The organism is Serratia sp. CY40230, from assembly GCF_052168835.1.
In the GTDB taxonomy this organism is placed as follows: Bacteria; Pseudomonadota; Gammaproteobacteria; order Enterobacterales; family Enterobacteriaceae; genus Serratia; species Serratia nematodiphila.
This window is the reverse complement of record NZ_JBJNLX010000002.1, coordinates 665365-691716: the sequence shown is the minus strand read 5'-3', so window position 1 is coordinate 691716 and position 26352 is coordinate 665365. Positions and strand designations below refer to the sequence as shown.

Genomic DNA, 26352 nt, shown 5'->3' with positions numbered 1-26352 from the left:
GAAAAGATGCGCCCCTGGCGGGGCGCATCGAGAGCGTTTAGTGCAGGATCTTGGCCAGGAAGTCCTTGGCGCGGTCGGACTCGGGGTTGTTGAAGAAATCGTCTTTGTTGCGGTCTTCGACGATTTTGCCTTCGTCCATAAAGATTACCCGATTCGCCACCTTGCGGGCGAAGCCCATTTCGTGGGTTACCACCATCATGGTCATGCCTTCGTTCGCCAGTTCGACCATCACGTCCAGCACTTCGTTGATCATTTCCGGATCGAGCGCCGAGGTCGGTTCATCGAACAGCATGGCGATAGGATCCATGCACAGCGCGCGGGCGATGGCGACGCGCTGCTGCTGGCCGCCGGACAGCTGGCCGGGGAACTTGTTGGCATGGGCGGAGAGGCCGACGCGTTCCAGCAGCTTCAGGCCCTTCTCGCGTGAGGCGGTCTTATCGCGCTTGAGCACTTTCACCTGCGCCAGCGTCAGGTTGTCGATGATCGACAGGTGCGGGAACAGCTCAAAGTGTTGGAACACCATGCCGACTTTGGCACGCAGCTGCGCCAGGTTGGTTTTCTTGTCGTTGACCGGGGTGCCGTTCACCAGGATGCTTCCCTGCTGGATCGGCTCCAGGCCGTTGACGGTTTTGATCAGGGTGGATTTGCCGGAACCTGAAGGACCGCAGACGACGACCACTTCGCCTTTTTTCACTTCGGTGGTGCAATCGGTCAACACTTGGAAGTGACCGTACCACTTGGAAACATTTTTCAGGGATATCATCAAACAGTCCTTTTCTTCAAATAGCTTACCAGCGCAGAGGCGGCGAGGCTGATAACAAAATAGACAAAACCGGCGAACAGGATCATTTCAACCTGGGTGCCGTCGCGTTCGCCGATGGTCGACGCGGTGCGGAAGAAGTCGGCCAGGCTCAGTACGTAAACCAGCGAGGTATCCTGGAACAGTACGATGCCCTGGGTCAGCAGCAGTGGCACCATAGCGCGGAACGCCTGCGGCAGGATCACCAGCCGCATGGACTGCCAGTGGGTCATGCCCAGCGCCAGCGCGGCGGAGGATTGGCCACGTGAGATGCTGATGATACCGGCGCGGATGATTTCCGAGTAATAGGCCGCTTCAAACAGGGAAAAGGCTACCATAGCCGAGATCAGGCGAATATCGGTTTTCGGCGACAGCCCTAGAACCTGTTGTAATAAGCTTGGAACCACCAGATAGAACCACAGCAGCACCATCACCAGCGGCACCGAACGGAACAGGTTGACGTACAGGGTGGCGAACCAGCTTATCGGCTTGAACGGCGACAGACGCATCACCGCCAGCACGGTGCCCCACAGGATGCCGACCACGATGGCGGTCACGGTGATCTTCAGCGTGATCACCATGCCTTGCAGCAGATAAGGGAAGCTTGGGACGATCGACGCCCAGTCAAATTCGTACATTATTTACTCCCCAGGTTGCCAGGCAACTGCACTTTCTTTTCGACCAGACGCATAAACAGCATGATAACGGCGTTGATGCCGATATAAGCCAGCGTGATGGCGGTAAAGGATTCATAGGCGTGTGCGGAGTAATCCAACAGCTTGCCGGCCTGTGCGGCCATGTCCACCAGGCCGATGGTGGAGGCGATGGCGGAGTTTTTGACCAGGTTGAGCATCTCCGAGGTCATCGGCGGCACGATCACCCGGTAGGCGTTCGGCAGCAGCACGTAGCGGTAGGTTTGCGGCAGCGTCAGGCCCATCGCCAGCCCGGCGGCTTTCTGGCCGCGCGGCAGGGACTGAATGGCGGCGCGCACCTGTTCGCAAACGCGGGCGGCGGTAAACAGCCCCAGGCAGAGCATGGAAGAGACGAAGAACTGCACGTTGGGATCCAGCTCGGTTTTGAACCAGGTGCCGATATTGGCCGGCAGCAGCTCGGGGATCACCAGATACCAGGTAAAGAATTGCACGATCAGCGGCACGTTGCGGAACAGTTCGACGTAACAGGTGCCGAGGGTGGAAAGAAAGCGGTTAGGCACGGTACGCAAGATACCGAACAGTGAACCGACGAAGAAAGCGATAATCCAGGCACAGACGGAGAGGGCCACCGTGACCTGAAAGCCGGACCAGATCCAGCCGAGGTAAGTGGTGTTCCCAAACGGGGCCTGCTGCAGGAAGATACCCCAGTTCCAATCTATTGACATAACAAACTCCGATAAACGGGCGCAGGGCGCCGAAGAGTGATGACTTGATGAGCGCCGATCGCCGCGCGGCCAGTCTGGCTGGCTTGTTGTGTACGGGTGTCGGTGATGCGCCTTGGGGAAAATGAGGGAGGGGAACGGCCCCCCTCATTCCTGTCTGTCCCAGTCATCAACTGGGCCGGTTTGGCCTGGCGGCCGCCCCGGCTTTTGTTCTATTTAGTTCAACGCTTTGTCGTTTGGCTCTTTGAACAGTTGCTTCATGTCGTCTGACAGTTCGAAGTTCATGTTGAGGTTTTTCGGTGGAATAGGCTGCTTGAACCATTTCTCAAACCACTTGGCCGCTTCACCGGAGGTTTGCGCCTGGGCGATGGTGTCATCGACCAGCTTTTTAAACTCAGGATCGTCTTTGCGCAGCATGCAGCCGTAGGCCTCTTTCGACTGCGGCGTGCCGATGATTTCCCACTGATCCGGTTTCTTGGCCTTGGCGCGTTCGCCCGCCAGCAGGGCATCATCCATCATGAAGGCCACGGCGCGGCCGCTTTCCAGCGTGCGGAAGGAATCGCCGTGGTCTTTGGCGCTGATGATGCGCATGTTCATCTTGTCGCTGTCGTTCAGCTTGTTCAGCAGCACTTCGGAGGTGGTGCCGGAGGTGACCACCACCGGTTTGCCGGCCAGGTCTTTAAAGTCTTTGATGTCGGAGCCTTTTTTCACCAGCAAGCGGGTGCCGACCACGAAAATGGTGTCGGAGAAGGCGGCCTGTTTCTGGCGCTCGAGGTTATTGGTGGTGGATCCGCACTCGAAATCATAGGTGCCGTTTTGCAGCAGCGGGATGCGGTTCTGCGAGGTAATCGGCAGCATTTTCACCTGCAGATTCGGCGCATTCAGCTTTTTCTTAACGGCTTCAACGATTTGGTTGGAGTAGTCCTGAGAGTAGCCCACAACTTTTTGTTGGTTGTCGTAGTAGGAGAACGGCACTGACGATTCGCGGTGGCCGACAACGATCACGCCATTGTCTTTGATTTTCTTCAGCGTACCGGTCAGGTCTTCCGCATGCGCCACGCTACCTGCCGCACCGAGCAGCAGTAACGATAACGCCAATTTACGCATTTGCATGGTCCAACTCCTTTGCTGTTGTTGTGGCTCTGACTAAAGAGCGTCAGGTTAAATCGACTGTTTATTGCTCAAGTTATAAAGATAGTCTTATGAACTGAACGCTGTTAAAAAATAACCGATTGTGAACACCTTGAAACTAAAATGTTTCATTTTTTGAGACGCCGCGCGCACCAAATCAATGCAACAAAACGTCGGCGCACCCGCGTGGTGCGCTTAATGCACCCAAAATGTGCGCAGGTGCGACAAAACGTCAGCAAAAGTAAACCGGCGCGCGATGTCGCCATAGATAAAAGCAAGGAGTGTGCCAGCCGCGTTGATTTAACGACGTTTTCTGACTGAGGCGGGGATATTGACGGGAACGCGGGGCGCGGCGGGCGCGCCCCGGCGAAGAGGATTATTTGCGGCGCAAGCCCAACATCAGCGCCCAGCCGCCCAGCAGCAGGGTAATCACCCACAGCGGTGTGGCGCCGAAACGCGCATAAGGCGTGACGCCGGTGGTCGGCGTGACCTTCACTTCGAGCACCTGGCGGGTAAACTGCGGGATCTCGGCGGTCACCTCGCCGTTGGCATCCACCGCGGCGGTGACGCCGTTATTGGTGCTGCGCAGCAGCGGCCGGCCGAGCTCCAGCGCCCGCATGCGCGCCATCTGGAAGTGCTGCCACGGGCCGATGGAGTGGCCGAACCAGGCGTCGTTGGAGATGGTCAGCAGGAAGTTGGTGTCCGGGCGGAAGTTATCGCGCACCTGCTGGCCCAGCACGATCTCGTAACAGATGGCCGCCGTCAGGTTGTAGCCGCGTACGCTGAGCTGCGGCTGCACGTAGTCGCCGCGGCTGAAACCGGACATCGGCAGATTGAAGAACGGTGCGATAGGGCGCAGCAGTTCACCCAGCGGCACAAACTCGCCGAACGGCACCAGGTGATGCTTGTTGTAGCGATCTTTGGCCGGGTAGCTGTACGGCGTCGGTTCGCCCAGCACGATGGCGCTGTTGTATTCCTGCACGCCTTGTGGGGTGGCGCGCGCATCGACGATGCCGGTGATCAGGCTGCTGTTCTTCGCCCGCATCAGGTCATCCATCATGGTCAGGAAGCCGTTCTGACGCGGCTCGAAGTCAGGGATGGCGGACTCTGGCCAGATGATGATCGGCGCCTTGCCCATGTAGGGGCGGGTTTCGTCCAGATAGGTTTGCAGCGTGCTGAGCAGAATGCTCGGATCCCACTTCATTGACTGGGGAATGTTGCCTTGCACCATGGCGACGTTCACCGCTTTCTCCGGCTGCGGGGTAAACCACTGCAGCTGGCGCAGCGGCCACGGCAACAGCAGCAGCGCGGCGGCGATCACGGCTGCCGACAGGCGCCGTTGATTGACGGCGTACACCAGCAGGCCGGCGATGGCCATCAGCACAAAGGTGATGGCGTCAACACCCAGCAGCGGCGCGATGCCCTTCAGCGGGCCGTTGATCTGGCTGTAGCCGAACTGCAGCCACGGGAAGCCGGTCAGCACCCAGCCGCGCAGGAATTCGGTCACCTGCCACAGCGCCGGCGCGGCGATGGCCAGCCGCCACCAACTGGTGGTCGGCCACAGGCGCGTCAGCAGCCCGGCGAACAGCCCGGTGTACAGCGACAGGTAAGCGGCGAGCAGCACCACCAGGAAGACGTTGACGGCGAACGGCATGCCGCCGAAATCGGCGATGCTGACATACACCCAGTTGATGCCGCTGCCGAACAGCCCGAAGCCCCAGACAAAGCCGAGCAGGGCGGACTGTTTGGTGGTGCGATTGAGGGTAACGGCCAGCAGGCCGAACAGGGAGACGATGGCCGCGGGCCAGAAGTCGTAGGGCGAGAACGCCAGCGTCCCGCCGGCACCTGACAACAGCGCCAGCAGGGCGCGAACCCGCTGGCGTTCAAGTAATGAGGCTTTAGCCATGTTGGATTTAATCTTCCAGTTTCGGTGGTGGAGAATCGTCCGGAATTTTTACATGAACCTGGATGATACGTCGACTGTCGGCCATGGCAACTTTAAATAGGTAACCTTCGATTTCAATGGTTTCCCCGCGCGCCGGCAGGTGGCCGAAGGCCTGCATCACCAGACCGCCGATGGTATCGACCTCGTCATCGCTGAAGTGGGTGCCGAAGGCTTCGTTGAAGTCTTCGATCGGGGCCAGCGCGCGCACGGTGTACATGTGGCGGCTGAGCTGGCGGATATCCAGATCGTCTTCGTCGTCGTATTCGTCTTCGATCTCGCCGACGATCAGTTCCAGGATATCTTCGATGGTGACCAGGCCGGACACGCCGCCGAATTCGTCAATGACAATCGCCATGTGATAGCGCTGGGAGCGGAATTCTTTCAGCATCCGGTCGACGCGCTTGCTTTCCGGCACCACCACCGCGGTGCGCAGCACCTTGTCGATGCTGAACGGCTCGGAATCTGCGCGCATGAACGGCAGCAGATCCTTGGCCATCAGGATGCCTTCGATGTGATCTTTGTCTTCGCTGATCACCGGGAAACGCGAGTGGGCGGAGTCGATAATCACGTCCAGGCACTCTTCCAGCGTCTGGTTGCGCTTGAGTGTCACCATCTGGGAGCGGGGGATCATGATGTCGCGCACGCGCTGTTCGGCGATATCCATCACGCCTTCCAGCATGTCGCGGGTATCGGGATCGATCAGGTCGTTTTGTTCGGAATCGCGGATCAGCTCGACCAGATCGCCACGGTTTTTGGGCTCGCCGTGGAACAACTGGTTAAGGATAAGAGTAAAGAACCCCTTCTTGGGACTGGGGCTGTCATTGCTTTGTGAATGGTCGTCGCTCATGGCGTTTTCGTTACTGTCACTCATGTCAGAGTTAAGGGGCGTCAGCGACAGCCCCGCGAGGGGCTGTAGGGTAAACGGCTGACGTCAGACGGGGTCTTTTTCCGCCAGGTACGGATCAGGATAGCCCAGTCCGTGCATGATTTCGGTTTCCAAAGACTCCATTTCTTCGGCTTCATCGTCTTCGATGTGGTCATACCCTAGCAGATGGAGGCTGCCGTGGACAACCATATGCGCCCAGTGGGCCTCCAGCGCCTTGCCTTGCTCAATCGCTTCCTGTTCAACCACCTGGCGGCAGATGATCAGATCGCCGAGCAGCGGCAGCTCGATGCCCGGCGGGGCTTCGAACGGGAAAGAGAGCACGTTGGTCGGTTTGTCTTTGCCGCGGTAGGTCAGGTTCAGCTCGTGGCTTTCCGCTTCGTCCACCAGACGCACGGTCACCTCGGCCTCTTCCTGAAATTGCGGCAGCACGCCTTCCAGCCAGCGCTGGAAGGTGGCCTCGTCCGGCAGGCCGTCGCTGCTTTCACAGGCAATCTGCAAATCCAAAATCACCTGGCTCATGGTGTCTCCTGCTCGGAGGCGGCGAGCGCCTCGCGCTTACGTTGTTCGGCAATCGCGTCTTTGCGTTTCTGTTCGGCCGCTTCCCAGGCCTCATAGGCGATGACCACGCGGGCCACCACCGGGTGGCGCACCACGTCTTCGCTGTGGAAGAAGTTGAAGCTCAGCTCTTCCACGTCCGACAGCACTTCCACCGCGTGGCGCAGGCCGGATTTCTGGTTGCGCGGCAGGTCGATCTGGGTGACGTCGCCGGTGATGACCGCCTTCGAGTTGAAACCGATGCGCGTCAGGAACATCTTCATCTGTTCGATGGTGGTGTTCTGGCTCTCATCCAGAATGATAAAGGCGTCGTTCAGCGTGCGGCCGCGCATATAGGCCAGCGGCGCGACTTCGATCACGTTGCGTTCGATGAGCTTCTCCACGCGCTCGAAGCCCAGCATTTCGAACAGGGCGTCGTACAGCGGGCGCAGATAAGGATCGACCTTCTGGCTCAGATCGCCCGGCAGGAAGCCCAGCTTTTCGCCGGCTTCGACCGCGGGACGGGTCAGCAGAATGCGGCGAATTTCCTGGCGTTCCAGCGCATCCACCGCGGCGGCGACCGCCAGGTAGGTTTTGCCGGTGCCCGCCGGGCCGATGCCGAAGGTGATGTCGTGATCGAGAATGTTGGCGATGTATTGCGCCTGGTTAGGCGTGCGCGGTTTCACCATGCCGCGCTTGGTTTTAATGGTGACCGCCTTGCCGTAATCCGGCACGCTGTCGGCCACCTGTTCCAGCACCCGGCTCTCTTTGATCGCCAGATGGATTTGCTCCGGATCGATATCCGGGATCACGCCGCGAATCGGCGCGGTATCCACGTAAAGATGGCGCAGGATATCGGCGGCGGCGACCACGCACAGGTTCTTGCCGACCAGCTTGAAACGGTTGTCGCGGCGATTGATTTCGATGCCCAATCGGCGCTCGAGTTGCTTGATGTTGTCATCAAACGGGCCGCACAGGCTGAGCAAACGCTGGTTGTCTGCGGGCTCTAACAAAATTTCTTGTGTTGCGACGTTCAAACTATTCCTCTAGGTCACATCGGGCCTGGTTGATGTCACATAGCGCGTCCGGGACGCGCGCGTTCAGGACGAGCCTGAATACTCTCTTTCTTGAATTATTCATGGTGCGCCGCAACGGCGCAAGTTTACCGCTGATCTATCTGTGCGCCGTCGGCGGAATTCAAGGGAAGACAAGGAAAAAACGCGGCGGGGCGCAAAGCCCGCCGCGTCATCACAGGACAAGACAGCTGGGAATCAGTTCTTTTTCACGAATTCGGATTTCAGTTTCATCGGGCCGAAACCGTCGATTTTGCAGTCGATGTTGTGATCGCCTTCCACCAGACGAATGTTTTTCACCTTGGTGCCGATTTTCAGCATCGAGGAACTGCCTTTGACCTTCAGGTCCTTGATCACGGTGACCGCGTCGCCGTCCGCCAGCAGGTTGCCGTTGGCGTCTTTGACGATCAGCGCGTCCTGATCTTCCGCCGGGGCGCTGTCGCTCCACTCATGGGCGCACTCAGGGCAGATGAACAGGGCATTGTCCTGGTAGGTGTATTCGGAGTTGCACTTCGGGCAGTGTGGGAGTTGCATGTTATGTCGCCTCTTCAACAATAAAAAAATAAAAAAAGAACATCACCGGGCGCGGACGCCCGGCGGAGAAACGGTAAGGAGTAGCGCGAACGGGCGGCGATAAGGCGGCCGCCGCGGCGTCAGGGCTGGTAAATGCCGACGCCCAGCGCGTTTTCTTTGCGGGTACGGGCGATCACCGACTGCGGGGATTCATGTACGCGCAGATCCATCTGCTGCTCGGTGCGCACCACTGCGCCACGCAGGGTGTTGGTCAGCACCTCGGTAATTTCCACGTCGACAAACTGGCCGATCATGTCAGGCGTGCCTTCGAAGTTTACCACACGGTTGCATTCCGTGCGCCCGGCCAGTTCCATCACGCTTTTGCGCGAGGTGCCTTCCACCAGAATGCGCTGGACGGTGCCGAGCATGCGGCGGCTGAACTGCAGCGCCTGCTGGTTGATGCGATCCTGCAGAATGTACAGCCGCTGCTTTTTCTCTTCTTCGCTGACGTCGTCAACCATGTCCGCCGCCGGGGTGCCCGGGCGCGACGAATAGATGAAGCTGAAGCTGACGTCGAAGTTGACGTCGGCGATCAGGTTCATGGTCTGTTCAAAGTCGGCCTGGCTCTCGCCCGGGAAACCGACGATGAAATCGGAGCTGAGCTGAATGTTCGGGCGCGCCTTGCGCAGCTTGCGGATAATCGCCTTGTACTCCAGCGCGGTATGCGCGCGTTTCATCATGGTCAGGATGCGATCCGAACCGCTCTGCACCGGCAGATGCAGGAAGCTGACCAGCTCCGGCGTGTCTTCGTACACCGCGATGATATCGTCGGTGAACTCGATCGGGTGGCTGGTGGTGAAGCGAATGCGATCGATGCCGTCGATGGCCGCCACCAGGCGCAGCAGTTCGGCGAACGAGCAGATATCGCCGTCATGCGTGGCGCCGCGGTAAGCGTTGACGTTTTGGCCGAGCAGGTTGACCTCGCGCACGCCCTGCGCCGCCAGTTGGGCGATTTCGAACAGCACGTCGTCGCTCGGCCGGCTCACTTCTTCACCGCGGGTGTAAGGCACCACGCAGAAAGTGCAGTATTTGTTGCAGCCTTCCATGATCGACACGAACGCGGTCGGGCCTTCGGCGCGCGGTTCCGGCAAACGGTCGAATTTTTCGATCTCCGGGAAGCTGATATCAACCACCGGGCTGCGGGTGCCCTGAACGTGGTTGATCATTTCCGGCAGGCGGTGCAAGGTCTGCGGGCCGAATACCACGTCGACGCAGGGCGCGCGGCTGCGGATAAGCTCCCCTTCTTGCGAGGCCACGCAACCGCCGACCCCGATGATGACAGACGGGTTCTTTTCTTTCAGCAAGCGCCAGCGCCCCAGCATGGCGAAAACTTTCTCCTGCGCTTTTTCGCGGATCGAGCAGGTGTTCAGCAACAGCACGTCCGCTTCTTCGGCGTTGTCGGTCCACTCGAAGCCGTGCGTGCTGTTCAACAGGTCGGCCATTTTCGATGAATCGTACTCATTCATCTGGCAGCCCCAGGTTTTGATATGTAGTTTTTTCGTCATTGACTTGCCATTACTCAGTGCGGAGCGAAAGTTGCGTTACGCGACATGCAGGGCGCGTATTGTAATCATTTGCCGCCGTTGTGACCAGCGCGGGGGAAAATGGCACGCAACCTGAAGCCGACGCGAAAATCCGGTACACTGCGCAAAACGCCATGCCGGGTGGGATGGCGAGCATTCACACAGAAAACATAGCCAATATGAAGACATCTCAAAATCGGTATGACGCGGTGGTGGTGGGCGGCGGCATGGTCGGCGCGGCGGCGGCCCTCGGGCTGGCGCAGGCGGGCTGGTCGGTGGCGTTGCTGGAACATCAGGCGCCGCAGGCGTTCGAGGCGCAAAGCCCGCCGGACCTGCGCATTTCCGCTATCGGCTGCACCTCGGTGGGGCTGTTGAAACAGCTCGGCGCCTGGCCGGCCGTGACGGCGATGCGCACGGCGCCGTATCGCCGGCTGGAGACCTGGGAATGGGCATCGTCGCGGGTGGCGTTCGATGCGCTGTCCCTGGGGCTGCCGGAGCTGGGCTTTATGGTGGAAAACCGTATTCTGCAGCTGGCGCTGTGGCAGCAGTTCGCGCAGTGCGCCAATTTGACGCTGCTGTGCCCCGCCAGGCTGCAATCGCTGCAGCGGGCGGGCAAGGCCTGGCAGCTGACGCTAGACAGCGGTGAAACGCTGCAGGCGCGGCTGGTTATCGGCGCCGATGGCGCCAACTCGCAGGTGCGCAAGCTGGCGGCGATCGGCACCAACGGCTGGCAGTATCGTCAGGCGTGCATGTTGATCACCGTCGATACCGGCGCGCCGCAGCAGGATGTGACCTGGCAGCGCTTCTTCCCGTCCGGGCCGCGCGCCTTCCTGCCGCTGTACGACAGCTGGGCATCGCTGGTGTGGTATGACAGCCCGCAGCGCATTCGCCAACTGCAGGCGATGCCGCCGGCGCAGCTGGAGCGCGAGATCGCCACCGCTTTTCCAGCGCGGCTGGGCCCGGTCAAGGTGCACGCCGCCGGATCGTTCCCGTTGACGCGGCGTCATGCGCAGCGTTACGTGCTGCCGGGGTTGGCGCTGCTGGGGGATGCGGCGCATACCATCAACCCGCTGGCCGGGCAGGGCGTCAATCTGGGATATCGCGACGTGGATGCCTTGCTGAGCGTGTTGAGCGAAGCGCGGGAGCAGGGAGAGGACTGGAGCAGCGAGGCGGTGCTGCTGCGCTATCAACGCCGCCGCCGTACCGACAATCTGCTGATGCAGAGCGGCATGGATCTGTTTTATACCGCCTTCAGCAATAATCTGGCTCCGCTGAACGTGGCGCGCAATCTGGCGCTGATGGCCGCGCAGCGGGCGGGCAAGCTGAAAGAACATGCGTTGAAGTACGCCTTGGGATTGTAACCGACAGGGCTCAGCGGCGGCTGGGCCTATTCAGGATGGCTGAACGCCAGACAGCAAAAAGCCCGCCGAAGCGGGCTTTTCTAAATATGGCTGGGGTGCCAGGATTCGAACCTGGGTATGCTGGTATCAGAAACCAGAGCCTTACCGCTTGGCGACACCCCAATTATGGTGGCTACGACGGGATTTGAACCTGTGACCCCATCATTATGAGTGATGTGCTCTAACCAGCTGAGCTACGTAGCCGATGTTACTTTTTACTTCTTTGATTTGCAAGCAGTTTGTTATGGCTGGGGTACCTGGATTCGAACCAGGGAATGCCGGTATCAAAAACCGGTGCCTTACCGCTTGGCGATACCCCACCTGCAAACAAATCTTATGTTGAAACCCCGTTCCCGAAAGAATATGGCTGGGGTACCTGGATTCGAACCAGGGAATGCCGGTATCAAAAACCGGTGCCTTACCGCTTGGCGATACCCCATCAACATACTGCGCCGACGATGAAGAGAAATGGTGCGGGAGGCGAGACTTGAACTCGCACACCTTGCGGCGCCAGAACCTAAATCTGGTGCGTCTACCAATTTCGCCACTCCCGCAAATGCAAAAAAGAGATGGTGGCTACGACGGGATTCGAACCTGTGACCCCATCATTATGAGTGATGTGCTCTAACCAGCTGAGCTACGTAGCCCTCTTTTTTTTGCTTTGCCTTCATCGGCGTTGCGGGGCGCATTATGCGTATATGACCGATTTGCGTCAACAAGTTTTTTCCCGAAAAAGCGCCCGGAAGCGCCGTTTGTCTGGGTTGTGAACATTATGGCGATAAAATCGGCAATTCAGGCAGTTGGCGGGCGGAAAAGGCAACAAAAAGGCGGGCCAAAAGGCCCGCCTCAAGGGAAAACGCCGCGCGTTTATTTATAGGCGGCCTGGTGCACGCCGACGGCGCGGCCGGAAGGATCGTCCATCTTCTTGAACGATTCATCCCATTCGATGGCCTTGGCGGACGAGCAGGCGACGGACGGGCCGCCCGGCACGCATTCGGCGGCGCTCGGCAGCGGGAACAGCTCTTCGAAGATCTCGCGGTACAGGTAGCCTTCTTTCGAGGTCGGCGTGTTGTACGGGAAGCGGAAACGCGCGGTTTCGAGCTGTTGATCGCTGATTTGCTGCGCAGCCACCTCTTTTAGCGTGTCGATCCAGCTGTAACCGACGCCGTCGGAGAACTGCTCTTTCTGGCGCCAGGCCACGCTGGCCGGCAAATAGGACTCGAAACATTCGCGAACGATGTGTTTTTCCATTTTGCCGTTGCCGCACATTTTATCTTTCGGGTTGATGCGCATCGCCACGTCGAGGAATTTCTTGTCCAGGAACGGCACGCGGGCTTCGACGCCCCAGGCGGACATCGCCTTGTTGGCGCGCGCGCAGTCGAACATGTGCAGCGCCAGCAGTTTGCGTACGGTCTCTTCGTGGAATTCGCGGGCGTCCGGCGCCTTATGGAAGTACAGGTAGCCGCCGAACACTTCGTCCGCGCCTTCACCGGAAAGCACCATCTTGATGCCCATCGCCTTGATTTTGCGCGACATCAGGTACATCGGCGTCGAGGCGCGAATGGTGGTGACGTCGTAGGTTTCGATGTGATAAATCACGTCGCGGATGGCGTCCAGGCCTTCCTGTACGGTGAAGTGGATTTCATGGTGCACGGTGCCCAGATGGTTGGCCACCTCTTGCGCGGCGCGCAGATCCGGCGAGCCCTCCAGGCCGACGGCGAAGGAGTGCAGCTGTGGCCACCAAGCCTCGCTGCGTTCCTGATCTTCCACGCGGCGCGCGGCGTACTTCTTGGTGATCGCCGAAATGACCGAGGAATCCAGCCCGCCCGACAGCAGCACGCCGTAAGGTACGTCGGACATCAGGTGGCTTTTCACCGACTCTTCCAGCGCGGTGCGCAGGGCGGCGGCGTCGGTCACGTTGTCCTTGACGCTGTCGTAATCGAACCAGTCGCGGCGATAATATTCACGAATCTCACCGTCCTGGCTCCACAGGTAGCTGCCGGCCGGGAATTCCTTGATGGTGCGGCACACCGGCACCAGCGCTTTCATTTCCGAGGCGACGTACAGGTTGCCGTGCTCGTCGTGGCCCATGTACAGCGGAATGATGCCCAGGTGATCGCGGCCGATCAGGTAGGCGTCTTTTTCGGTGTCATACAGGGCGAAGGCGAACATGCCTTGCAGATCGTCGAGGAAGTCCGGGCCTTTCTCCTGATACAGCGCCAGGATCACTTCACAGTCGGAGCCGGTCTGGAACGCGTAGCGGTCGCTCAGCTGTTGGCGCAGCGCCTGGTGGTTGTAAATTTCGCCGTTGACCGCCAGAACGTGGGTGTGCGCAGCGTTGTACAGCGGTTGAGCGCCGTTGTTGACGTCGACGATCGACAGGCGTTCGTGAGCCAGAATGGCTTTGTCGCTGGCGTAAACGCCGGACCAATCCGGGCCGCGGTGGCGCATCAGACGTGACAGCTCCAGCGCTTTCTTACGCAGTTCAACGGGATCGGACTTCAGATCGAGCACACCGAAAATAGAACACATACAACTCTCCTAACGGGCTTTTATGACTGTGATGTTGTTTTTTACTGTTATGGGCAGCATTGCCGATTTATCAGCGATAACCCGGTTTTGCTGCGCTGTGGTTATGAAAATGCGCCAAAAGCTGCGGGAGATGCAAGCGTTTTAGCCATGCGTTGAGAAATAGTTGTTTGCTTAGGTGTGGTTTTTAACGGATGTTCAGTTATCGACGTGAAAAATTATCGATTATGCAATTTTTAGCGTGATGGCGGGATTGCCGGCCAGTTTGGCCGGCAATCGATTAGCGATTAGGCGATGAGCTGCCACAGGGTGAAGGCGGCGTCCGGCGTCCAGCCGGCGTTGGAGGTGTGCGCCTGGATACAGGTATATTTCTTGCCTTTATAGCTCACCACGTCGCCAGCCTTGTAACTGTGGTTGTTCTGCCACTCGGGCGCCCCCGGATCGGGCGGCGTGCCGTCGTTGGCGGTTTTGACCGCCAGCGCGCTGCTCGGCAGCGAGGTATTGCCCTGGCTATCGGTCGCGGTAACGAAGTAGCTGTACTGGGTCGCCGGCGTCAGACCGCCGTCGGCCAGCGACAGACCGGCGGTCTGGCCGATCGGGTTGCCGTTGCGGTAGACGGTGTAACTGGCGATCGGGAAAGCGCCGGTGGCGGCGGCCCAGCTCAGTTTCAGCGAGGTGGCGCCCAGCTCGGCGACCGTCAGCGCCGTCGGCGCATTAGGCTTTCCCGGCGGTGGGGTGACGCCGCCCTGAATCAGCGGCGCATAGCGGGTTTTGAACTCCCAATTGTAGGCGACGCCGGCTTTGCTCTTGCCGTTGTCCCAGTTGATTGACCAGGTCATCAGGCCCTTGATCGACAGGTTTTTGGCGTCGAGACGCGAGAAAGCGTTATACACCGCCTGTTTGTCGATCACGTAGCCAGTGGCGGCGGCATCGTTGTTGCTTGGCAGGCCGATGACGAATTTCGCCGCCGGGATCTTCGCATAGCCGCGGGTGCCGGTGACCAGGCTTTCCGTCAGGTAGTAGAGGAAGTCCTCTTTCATGGCGTCGTTATTCTGCGTGATCCAGGCATTGAGTTCATCCACCCAAATACCGTCGCCGCCCTGGTTATAATATTGCGGCGCGATAAAGTCGTAATAGCCTTCGAGGGCATTAATATAATCCAGGTAGATGCCGTTGGTGCGTAAATACGGGAATTCCGGCGCCATGCTGATAATAAAGTTTTTTCCCTGCGCGGCGTAATGGTCTTTTACTTTTTTCAACGCCGCAGGCAAGACGGTTTTATTATTGGCGGCGCCGATCGCCGCCTGTTCCAGATCGATATCCAGGCCGTCGAAGCCATAGACTTCCACCAGGCGAATAATCTCGTCTTTCAGCTTGTCTTCGTCGCCGGTTTTCAGCTCGATATGCGCGTCTGCGCCGCCGAGGGAGATCAGCACCGCGCGGCCCTGGCTGTTCAGCACGCCCACCTGGCGGCGGAACTCGGTGTCGGACAGGTTGTAAGGCTTGAAAGTCGGGATGCCCTGGCCTTTCATAAAGGCGACGGCCACCACGTTGTATTCGGCGGGAATGTCGGTCAGGTTCATATTGGCGAACTGCCCTTGCTGGTAGCCGTCACTGGCGCCGGCGGCCCAGTTGTGCCAGAAACCCATCAGGATCTTTTTATTGGCGATAGACGGCATAATGGCCGCGTCATCGGCGGCGACGGCATTAATAGTGTTATTTGTGCTCATGGTAGCCTCATTAATTAGGGGTAAGAGTTTTCCGCTCGCCGGCAATATCAGCTATTGGCGGGGCGTAACGTTATAATGAGGATTTTTAGCGCAGGCAGGCTGAAACCTTTTACGGCCATGAACGAATTAAATTCAAACTGACGCTGGGGGAGAAGGAAATAACGGCGGCCGGGCGGCCGCCATGGTCGCATCAGAAAATGGTGATATCGGCGACGGAAGGGTAGACGTAGCTCGGGCGGAACGGCATGGTTTCGATGTCGCTCAGCGTGGAGACGCCGGACAGCACCAGCACGGTTTCCAGGCCGGCCTGGAAGCCCGCCAGAATGTCGGTGCGCAGGTTGTCGCCGACGATCACCGTCTCTTCCGAGTGCGCCTGCATTTTGTTCAGTGCGGCGCGAATGATCCACGGGCTGGGCTTGCCGACATAAAACGGCTTGCGGCCGGTGATCTTCTCGATGGGCGCGCACAGGGCGCCGCAGGCCGGCGAGAAGCCGTGGCCGTGGCTATCCGGATTAGTCGCGATAAAGCGCGCGCCGTTACTGACGAAGTAGGCGGCTTTGTGCATCATGTCCCAGTTGTAAGAGCGGGTTTCACCGACGATCACAAAATCCGGGTTGATGTCGGTGATGGTGAAACCGGCTTTGTACAGCTCATGGATCAGCGCGCCTTCACCGACCACATAGGCTTTTTTGCCTTCCTGACGGCGCAGGAAGTCGGCGGTGGCCATCGCCGAGGTATAGAACGCGCTCTCCGGCACTTCCAGCCCGGCGGCGGCGAAGCGGTTCGCCAAATCCTGTGCGGTCTGTGACGGGTAGTTGGTCAGCACCACCAGCGGCATGCCTTGTTCCTGGATGCGCGCCAGGAACAGATCGGCGCCGGGCACCGGCGTATTGTCATGCAGCAGCACGCCGTCGATATCGCATATAACGTTTTTGATTTTCATTTGTCGCTGTTTCTCATGATTACGGCAGGCAAGAAGTGACGATAACACACCTGCCAGAAGCGGCGGATCAGCTTTCCAGCAATCGCTGCAAGAGCACGCCGTTGAGCATCGCGCGTTTGGCCAGGGCGAAAGCGCCGATCGCCGAGCGATGATTGAGTTCGGAGGTCACCACCGGCAGATTTTTGCGGAAGTCCTTCAGCACCTGAGTATTGATGCAGCTTTGGATCGCCGGCAGCAGCACCTTGTCCGCTTCGGTGATCTCACCGGCGATCACCACCTTCTGCGGATTGAACAGGTTGATGGCGATGGCCACCGCCTTGCCCAGATAGCGGCCGACGTGTTCGATCACTTCGCTGGCCAGCAGATCGCCGCGGTTGGCGGCCTTGCAGATGGCGTTGATGCCGCAGTCTTCCAGCGTCAGTTTGCTCGGGTAGCCCTGGCTCAGCAACTGGCGCACGCGCTGTTCGATCGCCGCGTTGGCGGCCACCGTCTCCAGGCAGCCGAAGTTGCCGCAGTGGCAGCGTTCGCCGAGCGGATCGATCTGGATATGGCCGATCTCGCCGACGTTGCCGTTGTTGCCGAGAAAAATCTGCCCGTTGACGATGATGCCGGCGCCGGTACCACGGTGCAGGCGCACCAGAATCGAGTCTTCACAGTCGCGGGTGGCGCCGAAGTAGTGCTCCGCCAGCGCCAGGCTGCGGATGTCGTGGCCGACGAAGCTGGTGACGTTAAAGCGCTGCTGCAGGTTGTCTACCAGCGCCCAGTTGCTGACGCTGATGTGCGGCATATAGCGCACCACGCCCAGCGCCGGATCCACCAGGCCAGGCAGGATCACCGCGATGGCGATCAGTTCGCGCAGGCGGCGCTGGTTCGCTTCGATGAATTGGGCGATGGCGGCAAACAGCGCATTCTCCAGCGTTTCCTGGGTACGTTCCGGCAGCGGATAGTGTTCTTCACTGAGCGATTTACCGCTCATGTCATACAGCGTGATGGTGGCGTCGTGGCGGCCGAGGCGCACCGCGACGGTATGGAAATGGCGGGTTTCCGACACGATGGAGATCGCGCGGCGGCCGCCGGTGGAGGCTTGCTGATCGACTTCTTTGATCAGCCCGCGCTCCAGCAGCTGGCGAGTAATCTTAGTGACGCTGGCGGGGGCGAGCTGGCTGAGTTCGGCGATTTGAATGCGCGAGATCGGGCCCTGTTGGTCGATCAGGCGATAAACTGCCGCGCCGTTAAGTTGTTTGACTAAGTCAACGTTCCCTATTTGTGCTTGTCCGCCAGTGCTCATCAATAATGTTACTCGCTGTTCATTGAATTAAACCTCGTTACCGTTAACGAGCGTTTTGGTGATCTTGAAATCACGGGTGAAGGCGGTCAGGTTAGCCACCTTGCCGGCTTCGATGGTGCCCAGACGGCGATCGGCGCCGATCGCGCGCGCCGGGTACAGCGTCGCCATGCGCAGCGCTTCGTCCAGCGCGATGCCGATATGCTCGACGCTGTTTTGCACCGCTTCGATCATGGTCAGCGCGGAACCGCTCAGGGTGCCGTTCTCATCCACGCACAGCCCGTCCCGATAGTATATTGTTTTACCGGCGAAAATAAATTGGTCAATATCTGCACCCGCCGGTGCGGTCGCGTCGGTGACCAAGACCAATTTATCACCTTTCAGGCGTTTGGCGTTACGGATACTCACCCAGGCCACGTGATGGCCGTCGGCGATGATGCCGGTATAGACCTCCGGCGTGTCGAAGATAGCCCCCATCAGCCCCGGTTCGCGGCCGGTGATATACGGCATGGCGTTGTACAGGTGGGTGGCGAAGCTGATACCGGCGGCGAAGCCGGTGCGCGCCTGATCGTAGGTGGCGTTCGAGTGGCCGGCGGAGACCACGATGCCGGCCTCGGTCAGCTGCTTGATAAAGTGCGGCTCAACCATTTCCGGCGCCAGCGTCACCTTGGTGATCACGTCGGCGTTGGCGCACAGGTAATCGATCATGTCCTGGGTCGGCTTGCGAATGAACGCCGGGTTGTGGGTGCCTTTTTTCACCGGGCTGAGGTACGGCCCTTCCAGGTGCAGGCCCAACGCCTGGTTTTGGTGCTTTTTCAGATAAGCGCGCATCACGTCGACGCTGTGCTTCATGAATTCGTCGCTGCTGGTGATCAGCGTCGGCAGATAGCTGGTGCAGCCGGATTTCTCGTTGGCGCGCTGCATGATCTCCAGCGTTTCTTCCGAGATCGCTTCCAGCGAATCGTTGAACTGGACGCCGCCGCAGCCGTTCAGCTGCACGTCGATAAGCCCGGGGGCCAGGATGGCGCCACCCAGGTCGCGCGTTTCGATGCCGGCGGGCAATTCAGCCACCGGGCAGACTTTCTCGATCAGCCCATCAGCGATAATGACTGCATGGTCATCAAGTACGTCGTGGCCGGTATAGATTCGGCCGTGGGTTAAAGCGAACATCGTAGCCCCCTGCAAAGATTAAAGACTTTTCACGCTTTCCGCTTCTAACTCGCGGAAATATTTGACGGTTTTGACTTTCAGTTCCATGGTGGCCGGTTCGTCGCACACCACCACCGCTTTGGCGTGCAGCTGCAGGCAGCTGATGGTCCACATGTGGTTGATATTGCCTTCCACTGCGGCTTCCAGCGCCTGCGCCTTGGCGTGGCCGGTCACCAGGATCATCACTTCTTCCGCGTCCAGCAGCGTGCCCACGCCGACGGTCAGCGCATATTTCGGCACCAGGCTGACGTCGCCGCCGAAGAAGCGCGAGTTGGCGATGCGGGTGTCTTCGGTCAGCGTTTTGATGCGGGTGCGCGAAGCCAGGGACGAAGCCGGCTCGTTGAACGCGATATGGCCGTCGATGCCCACGCCGCCCATGAACAGGTTAATTTTGCCGTAAGACTTGATCTTCTCTTCGTACTGGCGGCACTCGGCGTCGACATCCGCGGCGTTGCCGTTCAGCAGGTTGATGTTTTCACTAGGAATATCAACGTGATCAAAGAAGTTGCGGTACATGAAGGTGTGGTAGCTTTCCGGGTGTTCCTGCGGCAGGCCAACGTACTCGTCCATGTTGAAAGTCACAACATGCTTAAAGCTTACTTCACCTGCTTTGTGCATCGCAATCAGATGTTTGTAGGCTTCCAGCGGCGTGCCGCCGGTAGGCAGGCCGAGTACAAACGGGCGCTCTGCGGTTGGCTTGAATGCGTTGATGCGTTGAACGATATGACGCGCGGCCCATTTGCCGACTTGTGCGGTATCTTTCAGTGGGATAAGTCTCATCTAACACCTCTTGGGATAAGTAAACTAAAGCTATACTGTACGGGCCTGCGGGAGTCCTAAGCGTAACCCAGCTTTATGATTCTCGCGTGAATCGTCCGTCCGGTTGATTTTTTGAATGATAAAATAAGTTTTGTGTGATGGCCAGCAATCTGGGAGGTAAAGACTACTTTTTGGTGATATTTATCACAAAAAGGGAGGTTTTAATTTGCGATACAAAATAAATTTTTTACACTCGGCATGAGTGATACGTGCCATGCGTTGTTTCTAAAAAGGTAGTGAGAGCTCCAAATAAACTACTAATAGGGTCCGTCCGCGGACAACATAGGGGGAAAAGGTGAACATTCTTAGTTATTTGCAAAAGGTGGGACGGGCGCTGATGGTGCCGGTTGCCACGCTGCCCGCCGCCGCCATCTTGATGGGCGTCGGGTACTGGATTGACCCTGTTGGTTGGGGCGGCGACAACGCGCTCGCCGCTTTCTTCATTAAATCCGGCTCCGCTATCATCGACAACATGTCGGTGCTGTTCGCTATCGGCGTGGCCTACGGCATGTCCAAAGACAAGGACGGCGCCGCCGCGTTGACCGGCTTCGTCGGCTTCCTGGTGCTGACCACCCTCTGTTCGCCGGCCGCCGTGTCGATGATTCAGAAGATCCCGCTGGATCAGGTGCCTGCCGCGTTCGGCAAAATCCAGAACCAGTTCGTCGGTATTCTGGTGGGCATCATTTCCGCCGAAGTGTACAACCGCTTCAGCGGCGTCGAGCTGCCTAAGGCGCTGTCGTTCTTCAGCGGCCGCCGCCTGGTGCCGATCCTCATCTCCTTCCTGATGATCCTGGTGGCTTTCATTCTGATGTACATCTGGCCGGTGATCTTCAACGGTCTGGTGAACTTCGGTGAACACATCCAGAAAATGGGCTCGGTCGGCGCGGGCATCTATGCCTTCTTCAACCGCCTGCTGATTCCGGTTGGCCTGCACCACGCGCTGAACTCGGTGTTCTGGTTCGACGTGGCCGGCATCAACGATATTCCTAACTTCCTCGGCGGCCAGCAGTCGATCGAAGCCGGTAAAGCGGTTGTCGGCATCACCGGCCGTTACCAGGCGGGCTTCTTCCCAATCATGATGTTCGGTCTGCCGGGTGCGGCGCTGGCCATTTATCACTGCGCGCGTCCTGAGAACAAAGCCAAAGTGGCGGGCATCATGCTGGCGGCCGCGTTCGCCGCCTTCTTTACCGGTATCACCGAACCGCTGGAATTCTCCTTCATGTTCGTGGCGCCGGTGCTGTACGTGATCCACGCCGTGCTGACCGGTATCTCGGTGTTCATCGCCGCCAGCATGCACTGGATCGCCGGTTTCGGCTTCAGTGCCGGCCTGGTGGATATGGTGTTGTCGTCCCGCAACCCGCTGGCGACCCACTGGTACATGCTGATCCCGCAAGGCCTGGTGTTCTTCGTTATCTACTATGTGGTGTTCCGCTTCACCATCAATAAGTTCAACCTGATGACCCCGGGCCGCGAACTGGCGGTTGCCGGTGACGAAACCGACGGCTACGACGTCAACGTCGACAGCAACGCCGGTAAAGACGAGAACGAAACCACCACGCTGGCCCGTCGCTACGTCGGCGCGATCGGCGGTTCCGACAACCTGACCGGCATCGATGCCTGCATCACCCGTCTGCGCCTGAACGTGAAAGACTCCGCGCTGGTGAACGACGCATTGGCGAAACGCCTCGGTGCATCGGGCGTTATCCGCCTGAACAAGCAGAGCGTGCAAGTGATCGTCGGCACCCGTGCCGAACTTATCGCCAGCGCGATGCGCAACGTGATCGCGGCCGGCCCGATAGCGGCTGCGGCGGCTCCGGCGGCGGCCCCTGCTGCAGAAGCCAAACCGCAGGCGGTGCCGAACGCACCGAAAGCCGCGTTTGAAACGCTGGTGGCACCGGTAACTGGTGAAGTGGTGGCGCTCGATCAGGTGCCGGACGAAGCCTTCGCCAGCAAGGCGGTAGGCGACGGCCTGGCGATTCGCCCGACCGACAGCATCGTCGTGGCGCCGGCTGACGGCACCGTGGTGAAAATCTTCAACACCAACCACGCCTTCTGCCTGGAAACCGACAAGGGCGCTGAGATCGTGGTGCACATGGGGATCGACACCGTCGCGCTGGAAGGCCAGGGCTTCAAACGCCTGGTGGAAGAGGGCGCGGAAGTGAAAGCCGGTCAACCGATTCTGGAACTGGATCTGGATTACCTGAACGCCAATGCGCGTTCGATGATAAGCCCGGTGGTAGTCAGCAATTCTGACGACTATGCCGGCCTGGCGGCGCTGGCCAGCGGCTCTGTGGTCGCCGGTCAGACCAAGCTGTACGAGATCCAGAAATAAGGCTGTTTTTACCTGAGTAGTACCCGGGGCCGGTCACGCATCATGGCGGAGTTTGCCCCGACTTGGCGGGAAGAGAGCGATCTCTTCCCGCTTTTTTTATCCCGTTTCGCTCCACGGCGGTGCGCTGCGCGCCGATGGTGCAATCTGCCGCATTTTTCGTGAAACAAACGGTTGTTTCCAGACGTGGCTTGTTGGATCATAGGCGGTTATGTGTAGCGCTTTGCATTGAGGAACAGTGAAATGAGTGAGGCTGAAGCCCGCCCAACCAATTTTATCCGTCAGATCGTCGATGAAGATCTGGCGTCGGGGAAACACACGTCGGTACATACCCGTTTCCCGCCGGAGCCTAACGGCTATCTGCATATCGGCCACGCCAAGTCCATCTGCCTGAACTTCGGCATCGCCAAGGACTATCAGGGCCAGTGCAACCTGCGTTTCGATGACACCAACCCGGTGAAAGAAGACATCGAGTTCGTGGAGTCAATCAAGCACGACGTGGAGTGGCTGGGCTTTGAGTGGAGCGGCAACGTTCATTACTCCTCAGACTATTTCGATCAGCTGCACCAGTATGCGGTTGAGCTGATCACCAAGGGGCTGGCCTACGTCGATGAGCTGTCGCCGGAGCAGATCCGTGAATATCGCGGCACCCTGACCTCGCCGGGCAAAGACAGCCCGTACCGCGACCGCAGCGTGGAAGAGAACCTGGCGCTGTTCGAGAAGATGCGCAACGGCGAGTTCGCCGAAGGCGCCGCCTGCCTGCGCGCCAAGATCGATATGGCTTCGCCGTTTATCGTGATGCGCGATCCGGTGCTGTACCGCATCAAGTTCGCCGAACACCACCAGACCGGCAACAAATGGTGCATCTACCCGATGTACGATTTCACCCACTGCATTTCCGATGCGCTGGAAGGGATCACCCATTCGCTGTGCACCCTGGAGTTCCAGGATAACCGCCGTCTGTATGACTGGGTGCTGGATAACATCACCATTCCTTGCCACCCGCGGCAGTACGAATTTTCGCGTCTGAACCTCGAATACGCCATCATGTCGAAGCGCAAGCTGCACCAACTGGTGGCCGAGAAGATCGTCGAAGGTTGGGATGACCCGCGCATGCCGACCGTCTCCGGTCTGCGCCGCCGCGGTTATACCGCCGCCTCGATTCGCGAGTTCTGCCTGCGCATCGGCGTGACCAAGCAAGACAACAACGTCGAGATGGTGGCGCTGGAATCCTGCATTCGCGACGATCTGAACGAGAACGCCCCGCGCGCCATGGCGGTGCTGGATCCGGTGAAAATCGTCATCGAGAACATGGGCGACGCGGTGGAAATGGTCACCATGCCTAACCACCCGAACAAGCCGGAAATGGGCAGCCGCGATGTGCCGTTCAGCCGCGAGATCTATATCGATCGCGCCGACTTCCGCGAAGAAGCCAACAAGCAGTACAAGCGTCTGGTGCTGGGTAAGGAAGTGCGTCTGCGCAATGCGTACGTGATCAAGGCCGAGCGCGTCGAGAAGGACGAAGCGGGCGAGATCACCACTATCTTCTGCAGCTACGATGCGGAAACGCTGAGCAAAGATCCTGCCGACGGCCGCAAGGTGAAGGGCGTGATCCACTGGGTGTCCGCGGCGCACGCGCTGCCGGCGGAAATTCGCCTGTACGATCGCCTGTTCAGCGTGCCTAACCCGGGCGCGGCGGAGGATTTCCTCTCCACCATCAACCCGGAATCGCTGGTCATCAAGCACGGTTTCGTCGAGCCGAGTCTGGCGGCCGCCCAGCCGGAGAAGGCCTACCAGTTCGAGCGTGAAGGCTACTTCTGTGCCGACAATCGTTACTCGTCGGCCGAGCATCTGGTGTTTAACCGCACCGTTGGCCTGCGTGATACCTGGGCGAAAATCGAAGGCTAATCTTATTCGCCTTGGAAATTAATGAATCAGCGCGGCTTAGGCCGCGCTTTTTTTATGTCTGCCATCGAGCAAATCATCTATTTCTGCAGCGTTATTCCTGGCTGTGCTTAATTAACCGCGGTGCGTTAATCAATAAGTTTTCTGATATCTGGCTTAATAGTCTTAATTTTTACTTATATATTCGTGATGCGAATTAATTTCATTTGGAGAGCGCTCTCAATTTTTATTGTCTGAATGACGGATTTGGTCAGGCTGAAACCATTAATCGTCTCTGGTTGACCTTGTATCTCAATTTATTCTGATTTAATTGAATTTTTTATTCGACACCTTCCATGAACACCGGCGTAACAAAATCTCACTGATATGTGCTCCTTGTCATATTTTGACAAATCTCCCGCATTTTTCATTTGATAATTCGCGTCGCGAAAAATAGTCTGTCTGTAGCAATTAGTGCTGTGGGAATAACATCTCGTCGGCAATTTTTTTTTACCCGTTCGGGTTTTTTATTGGCAGTCGTGCAGGGCAGTGGTGAACACAGGCGGCTGCAACTTTTAAGTTAAGTCAAAGAGGAATTTCAATATGGGTACGCACGGTGCTCAGCGTAAAACGCTGGCGCTCGCAGTCGCGGGCGCGCTGTTGGGAACAGGGTTTGCCATGGCGCCTGAGGCGAAAGCCGCAGGGTTTATCGATGACTCCACGCTGACCGGCGGCATCTATTACTGGCAACGTGAGCGCGACCGTAAAGATCTCAATCCGGACAGCAAGGATTACAACCAATACACCACCAACCTGTCGCACTCTACCGCCAACCTGAGCCTGGATTTCGCTTCGGGTTATGCCTGGGACATGTTCGGTCTGGACGTCGGTGCCTTTACCGCCATCGAGCTGGCGGAATCCAGCGCCAGCGGCCACCCTAACGAGATCGCGTTCTCCTCAAAAAACCGTACCTACGACGAAGACTATTCCGGTGACAAAGGCGGCGTCAGCCTGTACAAAGCCGCCGCCAAGTTCAAATACGGCCCGGTCTGGGCACGCGCCGGCTATATTCAGCCGAGCGGCCAAACCCTGCTGGCGCCGCACTGGAGCTTTATGCCGGGCACCTATCAGGGCGCCGAGGCCGGCGCCAAGTTCGACTACGGCGATGCCGGCGCGTTGAGCTTCTCCTACATGTGGGCCGACAAATACAAGGCGCCGTGGCATATCGAGGTGGACGACTTCCGCCAGAACGATAAGAAAACCCGCGTCTCCTACCTGCACTCGCTGGGCGCCAAGTACGATTTCAAAAACGATCTGGTGCTGGAAGCCGCCTTCGGCCAGGCCCAGGGTTATGTGAATCAGTACTTCACCAAGGCGTCTTACAAATTCGATGTGCTGGGCAACCCGCTGACCACCAGTTACCAGTTCTACGGTGCGGAAGATCGCATCAGCGACAAGAACGATCCGAACAGCATCTACGACGGGCTGGCCTGGCTGCAGGCGCTGACCTTCGGTTATACCACCGGCCAGTTCAACTGGCGTCTGGAAGGCACCATGGTCAAGGCGGAAGGCAATCAGGGCTTCTTCCTGCAGCGCATGACCCCGACCTATGCCTCGTCTAACGGTCGTCTGGATGTGTGGTGGGACAACCGCTCCGACTTTAATGCCAACGGCGAGAAAGCGGTGTACGCCGGCGTGATGTATGACCTCAGCAACTGGAACCTGCCGGGCATGGCGGTCGGAGGCTCTTATGTCTACGCCTGGGACGCCAAGCCGAGCACCAACCCGATCTACGATCAGAGCCAGCGCCTGAAAGAGAGCGCCTGGAGCCTGGACGCGATGTACACCATCCAGGAAGGGCGCGCCAAGGGCACCCTGATCAAGCTGCACTACACCCAGTATGACAACCACACCAACATCCCGAGCTGGGGCGGCGGTTACGGCAACATCTTCCAGGACGAGAAAGACGTCAAGTTCATGGTCATCGCGCCATTCACCATCTTCTGATGCGTTCCCCGGCCTTGTCGCCGGGGGCAGTTAAGGGAATTCAACGATGAAAAAAATCATGCTGATGTTGGCGGCCGCCGCGGCCTTGAGCGCCTGCGCGCAACCCGCCGCGCCGCCGGAAGACGCCAAATTGAAGCAGGCTTACAGCGCCTGCATCAACACCGCCGAAGGTTCGCCGGAGCGTCTGCAGCCCTGCAAGGCGGTGCTGAACGTGCTGAAACAAGAGAAACAGCACCAGCAGTTCGCCGCGCAGGAAACGGTGCGGGTGATGGATTATCAGAACTGCATTATGGCGGTGCACAGCGGTAACGGTCAGGCTTACGACGCCAAGTGCGGCAAGCTGTGGCAAGAAATTCGCGATAACAATAATTAAGAAGG

At 58.6% G+C, this 26352-nt stretch carries 21 protein-coding genes and 6 tRNA genes; 5 read left to right on the top strand and 22 right to left on the bottom strand.

The features are described from left to right. Window positions 1-37: 37 nt before the first annotated feature. From ACJ8IJ_RS10515 to miaB, 10 genes are all read right to left on the bottom strand, one after another. On the bottom strand, window positions 38-763 hold the full coding sequence (locus tag ACJ8IJ_RS10515; protein ID WP_004939983.1) for an amino acid ABC transporter ATP-binding protein: 726 nt from the start codon (window positions 761-763) through the stop codon (window positions 38-40). After that, window positions 763-1437, bottom strand: a complete 675-nt coding sequence (gene gltK / locus ACJ8IJ_RS10510; RefSeq protein WP_004939982.1) for a glutamate/aspartate ABC transporter permease GltK — start codon at window positions 1435-1437, stop codon at window positions 763-765. The genes ACJ8IJ_RS10515 and gltK overlap by 1 nt, the downstream gene beginning before the upstream one ends. After that, the gene (locus tag ACJ8IJ_RS10505; RefSeq protein ID WP_004939979.1) at window positions 1437-2177 is read right to left on the bottom strand and encodes an amino acid ABC transporter permease; all 741 of its coding nucleotides are present in this window, start codon (window positions 2175-2177) and stop codon (window positions 1437-1439) included. The genes gltK and ACJ8IJ_RS10505 overlap by 1 nt, the downstream gene beginning before the upstream one ends. A gap of 213 nt (window positions 2178-2390) precedes the next feature. Then, window positions 2391-3287 (bottom strand): amino acid ABC transporter substrate-binding protein, encoded by an 897-nt coding sequence (locus tag ACJ8IJ_RS10500; protein WP_004939976.1) that lies wholly within the window; start codon window positions 3285-3287, stop codon window positions 2391-2393. 394 nt (window positions 3288-3681) lie between these two features. Further along, complete coding sequence (gene lnt, locus ACJ8IJ_RS10495) at window positions 3682-5211, bottom strand: apolipoprotein N-acyltransferase (RefSeq protein ID WP_442518608.1); 1530 nt, start codon at window positions 5209-5211, stop codon at window positions 3682-3684. 7 nt (window positions 5212-5218) lie between these two features. Further along, window positions 5219-6097 (bottom strand): CNNM family magnesium/cobalt transport protein CorC, encoded by an 879-nt coding sequence (gene corC, locus ACJ8IJ_RS10490; RefSeq protein ID WP_004939973.1) that lies wholly within the window; start codon window positions 6095-6097, stop codon window positions 5219-5221. Window positions 6098-6181: 84 nt separating this feature from the next. After that, window positions 6182-6655, bottom strand: a complete 474-nt coding sequence (gene ybeY, locus ACJ8IJ_RS10485) for an rRNA maturation RNase YbeY (protein WP_004939970.1) — start codon at window positions 6653-6655, stop codon at window positions 6182-6184. Beyond that, the gene (locus ACJ8IJ_RS10480; protein WP_004939969.1) at window positions 6652-7707 is read right to left on the bottom strand and encodes a PhoH family protein; all 1056 of its coding nucleotides are present in this window, start codon (window positions 7705-7707) and stop codon (window positions 6652-6654) included. The genes ybeY and ACJ8IJ_RS10480 overlap by 4 nt, the downstream gene beginning before the upstream one ends. A gap of 234 nt (window positions 7708-7941) precedes the next feature. Continuing rightward, window positions 7942-8277 (bottom strand): zinc ribbon domain-containing protein YjdM, encoded by a 336-nt coding sequence (locus ACJ8IJ_RS10475; protein ID WP_004939967.1) that lies wholly within the window; start codon window positions 8275-8277, stop codon window positions 7942-7944. A 119-nt stretch (window positions 8278-8396) separates the two neighbouring features. Then, entirely contained in the window at window positions 8397-9821 is a 1425-nt protein-coding gene (miaB, locus tag ACJ8IJ_RS10470) for a tRNA (N6-isopentenyl adenosine(37)-C2)-methylthiotransferase MiaB (RefSeq protein ID WP_004939964.1), read from the bottom strand. Window positions 9822-10018: 197 nt separating this feature from the next. Between miaB and ubiF the strand changes: the two genes are divergently transcribed. Then, window positions 10019-11200, top strand: coding sequence for a 3-demethoxyubiquinol 3-hydroxylase (ubiF, locus tag ACJ8IJ_RS10465; protein WP_275095536.1), 1182 nt, complete (start codon window positions 10019-10021; stop codon window positions 11198-11200). 87 nt (window positions 11201-11287) lie between these two features. On the opposite strand, the gene ACJ8IJ_RS10460 is transcribed toward ubiF, so the two are convergent. From ACJ8IJ_RS10460 to nagB, 12 genes are all read right to left on the bottom strand, one after another. After that, a tRNA-Gln gene (locus ACJ8IJ_RS10460) sits at window positions 11288-11362 on the bottom strand. Between the two features lie 4 nt (window positions 11363-11366). Continuing rightward, window positions 11367-11443, bottom strand: a tRNA-Met gene (locus ACJ8IJ_RS10455). A gap of 41 nt (window positions 11444-11484) precedes the next feature. Continuing rightward, window positions 11485-11559 (bottom strand) — tRNA-Gln (locus tag ACJ8IJ_RS10450). A 44-nt stretch (window positions 11560-11603) separates the two neighbouring features. Then, window positions 11604-11678, bottom strand: a tRNA-Gln gene (locus tag ACJ8IJ_RS10445). A gap of 30 nt (window positions 11679-11708) precedes the next feature. Next, window positions 11709-11793: transfer RNA gene (locus ACJ8IJ_RS10440), tRNA-Leu, on the bottom strand. 16 nt (window positions 11794-11809) lie between these two features. Next, window positions 11810-11886 (bottom strand) — tRNA-Met (locus ACJ8IJ_RS10435). Between the two features lie 220 nt (window positions 11887-12106). Continuing rightward, window positions 12107-13771: an asparagine synthase B gene (asnB, locus tag ACJ8IJ_RS10430; protein WP_004939961.1), complete on the bottom strand. Its 1665-nt coding sequence runs from the start codon at window positions 13769-13771 to the stop codon at window positions 12107-12109. Between the two features lie 284 nt (window positions 13772-14055). Next, window positions 14056-15498 (bottom strand): carbohydrate-binding protein, encoded by a 1443-nt coding sequence (locus ACJ8IJ_RS10425; RefSeq protein ID WP_342579395.1) that lies wholly within the window; start codon window positions 15496-15498, stop codon window positions 14056-14058. A gap of 190 nt (window positions 15499-15688) precedes the next feature. Continuing rightward, entirely contained in the window at window positions 15689-16441 is a 753-nt protein-coding gene (locus ACJ8IJ_RS10420; RefSeq protein ID WP_004939957.1) for an HAD-IIA family hydrolase, read from the bottom strand. A gap of 67 nt (window positions 16442-16508) precedes the next feature. Continuing rightward, window positions 16509-17729 (bottom strand): DNA-binding transcriptional regulator NagC, encoded by a 1221-nt coding sequence (nagC, locus tag ACJ8IJ_RS10415; RefSeq protein WP_004939956.1) that lies wholly within the window; start codon window positions 17727-17729, stop codon window positions 16509-16511. A gap of 27 nt (window positions 17730-17756) precedes the next feature. After that, window positions 17757-18896 (bottom strand): N-acetylglucosamine-6-phosphate deacetylase, encoded by a 1140-nt coding sequence (gene nagA / locus ACJ8IJ_RS10410; protein ID WP_154871346.1) that lies wholly within the window; start codon window positions 18894-18896, stop codon window positions 17757-17759. 18 nt (window positions 18897-18914) lie between these two features. Beyond that, window positions 18915-19715 (bottom strand): glucosamine-6-phosphate deaminase, encoded by an 801-nt coding sequence (gene nagB, locus ACJ8IJ_RS10405; protein WP_033655301.1) that lies wholly within the window; start codon window positions 19713-19715, stop codon window positions 18915-18917. 334 nt (window positions 19716-20049) lie between these two features. On the opposite strand from nagB, the gene nagE reads away from it, so the two are divergent. From nagE to chiQ, 4 genes are all read left to right on the top strand, one after another. Then, window positions 20050-22086: an N-acetylglucosamine-specific PTS transporter subunit IIBC gene (gene nagE / locus ACJ8IJ_RS10400; RefSeq protein WP_442518607.1), complete on the top strand. Its 2037-nt coding sequence runs from the start codon at window positions 20050-20052 to the stop codon at window positions 22084-22086. A gap of 240 nt (window positions 22087-22326) precedes the next feature. Continuing rightward, entirely contained in the window at window positions 22327-23991 is a 1665-nt protein-coding gene (gene glnS / locus ACJ8IJ_RS10395; RefSeq protein ID WP_015376953.1) for a glutamine--tRNA ligase, read from the top strand. A 579-nt stretch (window positions 23992-24570) separates the two neighbouring features. Continuing rightward, complete coding sequence (gene chiP, locus ACJ8IJ_RS10390) at window positions 24571-25974, top strand: chitoporin ChiP (RefSeq protein ID WP_004939945.1); 1404 nt, start codon at window positions 24571-24573, stop codon at window positions 25972-25974. Between the two features lie 46 nt (window positions 25975-26020). Next, window positions 26021-26347 (top strand): ChiQ/YbfN family lipoprotein, encoded by a 327-nt coding sequence (chiQ, locus tag ACJ8IJ_RS10385; protein WP_004939944.1) that lies wholly within the window; start codon window positions 26021-26023, stop codon window positions 26345-26347. Window positions 26348-26352: the final 5 nt, after the last annotated feature.

Bases quoted from the DNA above. Each gene is read 5' to 3' on its own strand.
- chiQ (WP_004939944.1), top strand. From the start codon at position 26,021: ATGAAAAAAATCATGCTGATGTTGGCGGCCGCCGCGGCCTTGAGCGCC.
- corC (WP_004939973.1), bottom strand. From the start codon at position 6,097: ATGAGCGACGACCATTCACAAAGCAATGACAGCCCCAGTCCCAAGAAG.
- ACJ8IJ_RS10475 (WP_004939967.1), bottom strand. From the start codon at position 8,277: ATGCAACTCCCACACTGCCCGAAGTGCAACTCCGAATACACCTACCAG.
- ACJ8IJ_RS10425 (WP_342579395.1), bottom strand. From the start codon at position 15,498: ATGAGCACAAATAACACTATTAATGCCGTCGCCGCCGATGACGCGGCC.
- asnB (WP_004939961.1), bottom strand. From the start codon at position 13,771: ATGTGTTCTATTTTCGGTGTGCTCGATCTGAAGTCCGATCCCGTTGAA.
- nagB (WP_033655301.1), bottom strand. From the start codon at position 19,715: ATGAGACTTATCCCACTGAAAGATACCGCACAAGTCGGCAAATGGGCC.
- glnS (WP_015376953.1), top strand. From the start codon at position 22,327: ATGAGTGAGGCTGAAGCCCGCCCAACCAATTTTATCCGTCAGATCGTC.
- ACJ8IJ_RS10420 (WP_004939957.1), bottom strand. From the start codon at position 16,441: ATGAAAATCAAAAACGTTATATGCGATATCGACGGCGTGCTGCTGCAT.
- ACJ8IJ_RS10515 (WP_004939983.1), bottom strand. From the start codon at position 763: ATGATATCCCTGAAAAATGTTTCCAAGTGGTACGGTCACTTCCAAGTG.
- ACJ8IJ_RS10500 (WP_004939976.1), bottom strand. From the start codon at position 3,287: ATGCAAATGCGTAAATTGGCGTTATCGTTACTGCTGCTCGGTGCGGCA.
- ACJ8IJ_RS10505 (WP_004939979.1), bottom strand. From the start codon at position 2,177: ATGTCAATAGATTGGAACTGGGGTATCTTCCTGCAGCAGGCCCCGTTT.
- ubiF (WP_275095536.1), top strand. From the start codon at position 10,019: ATGAAGACATCTCAAAATCGGTATGACGCGGTGGTGGTGGGCGGCGGC.
- lnt (WP_442518608.1), bottom strand. From the start codon at position 5,211: ATGGCTAAAGCCTCATTACTTGAACGCCAGCGGGTTCGCGCCCTGCTG.
- miaB (WP_004939964.1), bottom strand. From the start codon at position 9,821: ATGACGAAAAAACTACATATCAAAACCTGGGGCTGCCAGATGAATGAG.
- nagA (WP_154871346.1), bottom strand. From the start codon at position 18,896: ATGTTCGCTTTAACCCACGGCCGAATCTATACCGGCCACGACGTACTT.
- gltK (WP_004939982.1), bottom strand. From the start codon at position 1,437: ATGTACGAATTTGACTGGGCGTCGATCGTCCCAAGCTTCCCTTATCTG.
- nagC (WP_004939956.1), bottom strand. From the start codon at position 17,729: ATGAGCACTGGCGGACAAGCACAAATAGGGAACGTTGACTTAGTCAAA.
- chiP (WP_004939945.1), top strand. From the start codon at position 24,571: ATGGGTACGCACGGTGCTCAGCGTAAAACGCTGGCGCTCGCAGTCGCG.
- ybeY (WP_004939970.1), bottom strand. From the start codon at position 6,655: ATGAGCCAGGTGATTTTGGATTTGCAGATTGCCTGTGAAAGCAGCGAC.